The 5,061-nt window shown below is 71.2% G+C and carries 4 protein-coding genes; 2 read left to right on the top strand and 2 right to left on the bottom strand.

Annotation, left to right across the window (positions count from 1 at the left end; translation table 11 throughout):
* Window positions 1–537: 537 nt before the first annotated feature.
* Window positions 538–2,295: an FAD-binding dehydrogenase gene (locus C1I98_RS34765; RefSeq protein ID WP_111171563.1), complete on the bottom strand. Its 1,758-nt coding sequence runs from the start codon at window positions 2,293–2,295 to the stop codon at window positions 538–540.
* 474 nt (window positions 2,296–2,769) lie between these two features.
* Here C1I98_RS34765 and C1I98_RS34760 point away from each other — a divergent pair, with 474 nt between their 5' ends.
* A complete protein-coding gene (locus C1I98_RS34760; protein ID WP_111171562.1) occupies window positions 2,770–3,915 on the top strand; it encodes a methyltransferase in 1,146 nt (381 codons plus the stop codon).
* 66 nt (window positions 3,916–3,981) lie between these two features.
* On the opposite strand, the gene C1I98_RS34755 is transcribed toward C1I98_RS34760, so the two are convergent.
* Entirely contained in the window at window positions 3,982–4,581 is a 600-nt protein-coding gene (locus C1I98_RS34755; protein WP_111171561.1) for a DUF1453 family protein, read from the bottom strand.
* Window positions 4,582–4,647: 66 nt separating this feature from the next.
* Here C1I98_RS34755 and C1I98_RS34750 point away from each other — a divergent pair.
* The coding region (locus C1I98_RS34750) for a TetR/AcrR family transcriptional regulator (protein WP_111171564.1) at window positions 4,648–5,061 on the top strand (414 nt) is incomplete at its 3' end.

The raw sequence follows: 5,061 nt of genomic DNA, 5'->3' as shown, positions 1-5,061 counted from the left end.
AGATGTGTATAAGTGACAGACCCCGAACCGGTCGCCACCGGCTAAGGCCACCCCGGCCTCCGACACACGATCACGTACATCCAGGCGTGAACGATTCGGTGGCGTCCACCGAAGACTCGAAACGCCCAGGCCCCCTCGCCCCGAGGGGGCGCGGGTGGCCACCGACGCCCCGATGAGGGCCCTGCGCGTGTAGGTGTACTCCAGGGCACGGACGACCACCGACAACCGCGTGAGATCCGGCTTGTAGGCGCGGACGGGCCGACGGCCGGCCGACGGGGAGAAGGACTGGCTCCTGAGTACGGGCTCCGAGGCCAACGCAGGCGACTGCCGACGACCGCGTGAATATGAGGGCGGGCATGTGCGATACCGGCGACCATGTGAGAGCCCCAGGCGAGGAGGGGGCCGACTGCCAACATCATCACAGAGCCCGGGATCCGAGTACGGGCACCGAAGCGAACGTGGGCGGCCGCCAACGAGAGCCCGGCACCTGCCGGTGGGCATGTGGGGGTGTCGGCGGCCGGGGGTGAGAGATCGGGGTCAGGTGGCGTGGGCGACGGCGCGGCCGGTGCGGCGGCCGGAGAAGAGGCAGCCGCCGAGGAAGCCGCCCTCCAGGGCTCGGTAGCCGTGCATGCCGCCGCCGCCGAAGCCCGCCGCCTCGCCAGCCGCGTACAGTCCCGGAAGTACGTCGCCGTCGGGGCGGAGCACCCGGCCGGACAGGTCGGTCTGGAGCCCGCCCAAGGTCTCCCTGGTGAGCACGGTGAGCCGGACCGCGATCAGCGGCCCCGCCCCCGGGTCGAGTATCCGATGCGGCGCGGCGGTGAAGATCAGCCGGTTGCCCAGGTAGCGCCGGGCGTCGCGGATGGCCGTGAGCTGGGCGTCCTTGGCGAACCGCTTGCCGATCTCCCGGTCCCTCAGTTCGATCTGCCGTTTGAGGTCGTCCAGGCGGATCAGCGGCTGCCCGGTCAGATCGTTCATCCCCTCGACCAGTTTCGGCAGCGTCGGGGCCACCACCGAGTCGGCGCCCAGGCTCAGGAACGCCCGCAGCGGCGGTGTCATCCGGGGCATCAGCCGTTTGACCATCGCCAGCGGGTCCCGGCCCGTGAGGTCCGGGTTCTGCGCGGCCCCCGCCAGCGCCAGCTCCCTCTCGGCGATCTTGCGAGTGAGCACGAACCAGGAGTGGTCGTGCCCGGATTCGGCGATGGCCCGCAGGGTGGTGAGGGTGTCGACGCCGGGGAAGTTGGGTGCGGGAAGCCGGTGACCGCAGGCGTCCAGCCAGAGCGCGGACGGACCCGCGAGGATGCGGGTGCCGTGCCCGGCCCAGATCGGGTGCCCGTCCCGGATGCCTTCCGGCAGGTGCCACATCCGGTCGGAGTTGACCAGACGCGCCCCGGCGCGTTCGCTGATCGCCAGCATCCGGCCGTCCACGTGCCCCGGCACCCCGGCCAGCATGCGCCGGGGCGGCGGGCCGAGCCGCGGCGGCCAGTTCGCGCGTACCAGCGCCTGGTCCCCGCCGATCCCACCGGACGTGACGATCACCGCCTGCGCGCTGATCTCGAACGCCTCGCTGGACGCGGTGGCGCACGGTACGGCCACCGGGGCGCGCCGGTACGGCACGGCCACATCCGTGGCCGCACAGTCCGGCGGGCGGATCGTGCCGCGGACGCCGGTGACCGCCCCCGCCGTGACGACCAGCTCGTCCACCCGGTGGCCGAACCGCAGTCGCACCGTGCCGCGCTCGACGGCCGCGCGGACCCGCCGCTCCAGCGGAGCCAGCAGGCCGGGCCCGGTGCCGCGGGTGATGTGCAGGCGGGGTACCGAGTTGCCCTGGCCGCCGGCGAGCTGGGCGCCGCGCTCGTGCCAGTACACCAGCGGGAACCACCGCACCCCCTGCGCGCGCAGCCATGCCCGTAGTTCGCCCGACGCGAACTCCACGAAGGCCCGCGCCCACTGCACCGCCCAGAAGTCCTGTCCTTCAGGATCTTGTACGCCGCGGTCGAAGCCGGCCGTACCCAGCCAGTCCTGCCAGGCCAGTTCGGTGGAGTCGCGGATGCCCATCCGCCGCTGCTCGGGCGTGTCGATCATGAACAGCCCGCCGGACGACCAGAGCGCCTGCCCGCCCAGCCTGCCCTGCTGATCGACCAGCACCACCGTACGGCCGGCCTCGGCCAACTCGGCCGTGGCGGCCAGCCCGGCGATCCCGGCCCCGACCACGACGACGTCCGCATCCGTCACACCGCGTCTCGCCCGTCTCCGATGCGCTGGGCGGGTACGGCGGATCGTGACGGGCGTGCTCATCGCCTTCTGAGCAGGAAGATCCACGACCAGATGCACGGCGGCGGCCCGCCGCTCGCCTCCTCAATCGCTGCGCGGCCATCGGGCGAGCGCCGCGCCGCCCGTCGAGGACGGGGCGCATCGACCGGCCAGGCTGGGAGGCTCATAAGGCTCCAGTATGCGCCCGCTGTAATCACTTGACCACTGTCCGTAGCGCCATGACCTCGTAGCCGCGCAGCCTGCCGCCCCGAATGGCTTGACCTGGGCTGATTTGCGGATGGACTGTGAGGTGTGCGAGCCTGGAGCGATCTCCTCGCGGAAAGGGCCGGTCATGACGCTCGGCATGGTTCTCGGCGACATCTCCTCGCGCGTTTCGGCGCGGGAGCGTTGACCCGTCCTTCCTGACACCCGCTTGATGGCCTGAGCGGCGGCGGCTTCCTCTGCTCCTCGTCGAAATGCGCTTCGTGCCTTCGTACGTTCGAGCGCGAGGAGTACGTCGTGTCCACGATCCGCTGGACCGAATCTCACACCACCGATTCGACCGAACTCTCCGCCCGCTGGCATTCGGAGAACGCCGCACCCCCGCCCCGGCGAATTGTGATCGCCGACGACCGAATGCGGGCCGGCACCGCCTGCCGGCTGGCCCGTGAGGGCACCGGGCTGCTGTGGCGGGGGGATTTCCACAATGCCCGCCAATTGCTGCGCGCGATGGGTCGGCGCATTGACGCGAAGCCCGTGCCCGCCGGCACCGATCCGGCGCAGGCGTTCCGGCTGCACCGCCGTACCCGCGCACGTCGTGCCCAGGTCATGGGCATGCTCCTGGTGGAGCTGGCGAGCGATCACTCCCTGGCCCTGCGCCGCGCGCCCGACGTCCGCCGGGCCTGCGCCGAGGCGTACGGCCCATCGCGCGAATCGATGGTGGTCTCCGTCAGCGAACTGCTCGGAGTAATCGGCGCGCATCAATGGCGGCTGAAAGGCGTACGGATTCCGGCGCTGGGCGGCGCTCGCATTCATCCGCACTATGGAGTGTTCTCACCGGTGCGCGGGGAGTACGTCGACCTGGTCGCTCAAGCGCCGCCACCTCCGGCGACCGGCGCCTCTCGGGTCGCTTTCGACATCGGCACCGGAACGGGGGTATTCGCCGCCGTACTGGCCAGGCGGGGATTTCATCGCATCGTGGCCACCGACGACTCCCCGCGCGCCCTGGAATGCGCCCGCGACAATGTCCGGCGGCTGAATCTCGGCGACGGTGTGGAAATCGAAGGCCCGTGTTTGTTTCCCGCCGAGGGCCGGGCCGACCTCATCGTCTGCAATCCACCCTGGCTCCCGGGCCGCCCGGCGACCGCCATCGAACACGGTGTCTACGATCCCGGCTCCGCCATGTTGTCCGGCTTCCTGGACGGACTGGCCGCCCATCTCACCCCCGGCGGACAGGGCTGGCTCATCCTGTCCGACCTGGCCGAACACCTTGAACTCCGAACGCGCGGCGAACTGCTGGCGGCCATCGCGGCGGCGGGCCTGCACGTGACGGGCCGACTCGACACCCGACCACGCCATCCGCGAGCGAGCGACCCCACAGACCCGTTCCACACCGCCAGGGCCGCCGAGGTCACGTCCCTGTGGTGCCTGGAGGCCCGGTCGTAGTGCTCACCCCGTGGCCGGCCTCCCCGAGCCGGGTCACCACCGAGGGCGCTGCGGCGTACCGGCCGGTCAGGGCCACGTACGGCGGGACCCGCCGTCGCGCGAACCGGCACGGTCGCGCCGATCGCCGAGCACCGTTGAGCTCGTCCCTCCCATACCGGACGAAGAGCGGCCGATCAGGCGATCGAGCACAGAACCCTCCTCCTCTGGAGCGAAAGGGACGCCCATCGAGCGGGCGCGCAGCCCCAGCGCGACGGCCTCCCCCAGCAGGCCGATGCCGATGGACAGGCCCATCGGACGGACCTGCTCCGGCGTACCGGCCGCCGTGGCCAGCGCGCCGATGCCGAAGTTGGCCACCACCGAACCGACCCAGACCAGCAGCGTCCAGACGGTATAGCGCTGCCAGAGATGCCCGTCACGGGCGAACAGTCGCGGGGTGAGGCCACGTACCGCGCCCAGCAGCAGGCCCACCACCGCGCCGGCCACGACCCACGCCAGGTCGGTCCCCTCGGGCCGAACATTTTTGATCAGCCCGTACGCCCCGATGCCGACAAGTACGACAGGCGCGACGAACAGGTCGCGAGCCGTCAGCGGCTCCCCCCGGAACCGCCGTATCACCACGGCGACGACCAGGCCGACCACCACGACCGGGAGCAGTATCTCGCTCATAACACCTCCGTTTATGGCACGACCATGCTATAAACGACCATAGCATGCCCGTGCTATAAAGACGGTGTGCCGAAAATCGTGGACCCGGACGAGCGGCGGCGAGCGGTCGCCGAGGCGGTGTTCCGCGTGGTCTGCCGCGAGGGCCTGGAGCAGGCGTCACTGCGCAACGTCGCCACCGAGGCCGGACTGGCCATCGGGTCGGTCCGTCACTACTTCGCCGGGCACACCGAGCTGATGGTGTTCGCGATGCGCGAGATGTCCGCCCGGCTGATGGCCCGGCTGACCGTCCACGCCGACCGCCTGCTGAACCCCTCGGCCCCGCTCCCCCCGGCCGAGCGACGCGAGACCGTCGTCCGCATGCTCGCCGAGCTCCTGCCGCTCGACGACCAGCGCCGCACCGAGGTCATCGTCTGGCTCTCCTTCGTCGCCGCCGCCCGCACCCGCCCCGAACTCCGCACCCACGCCGACGAGCTCTACGAC

It is taken from the genome of Spongiactinospora gelatinilytica (assembly GCF_003236385.1).
Classification (GTDB): Bacteria; Actinomycetota; Actinomycetes; order Streptosporangiales; family Streptosporangiaceae; genus Spongiactinospora; species Spongiactinospora gelatinilytica.
The sequence above is the reverse complement of the archived record's forward strand: the minus strand, read 5'-3'. Positions and strand labels throughout refer to the sequence as shown.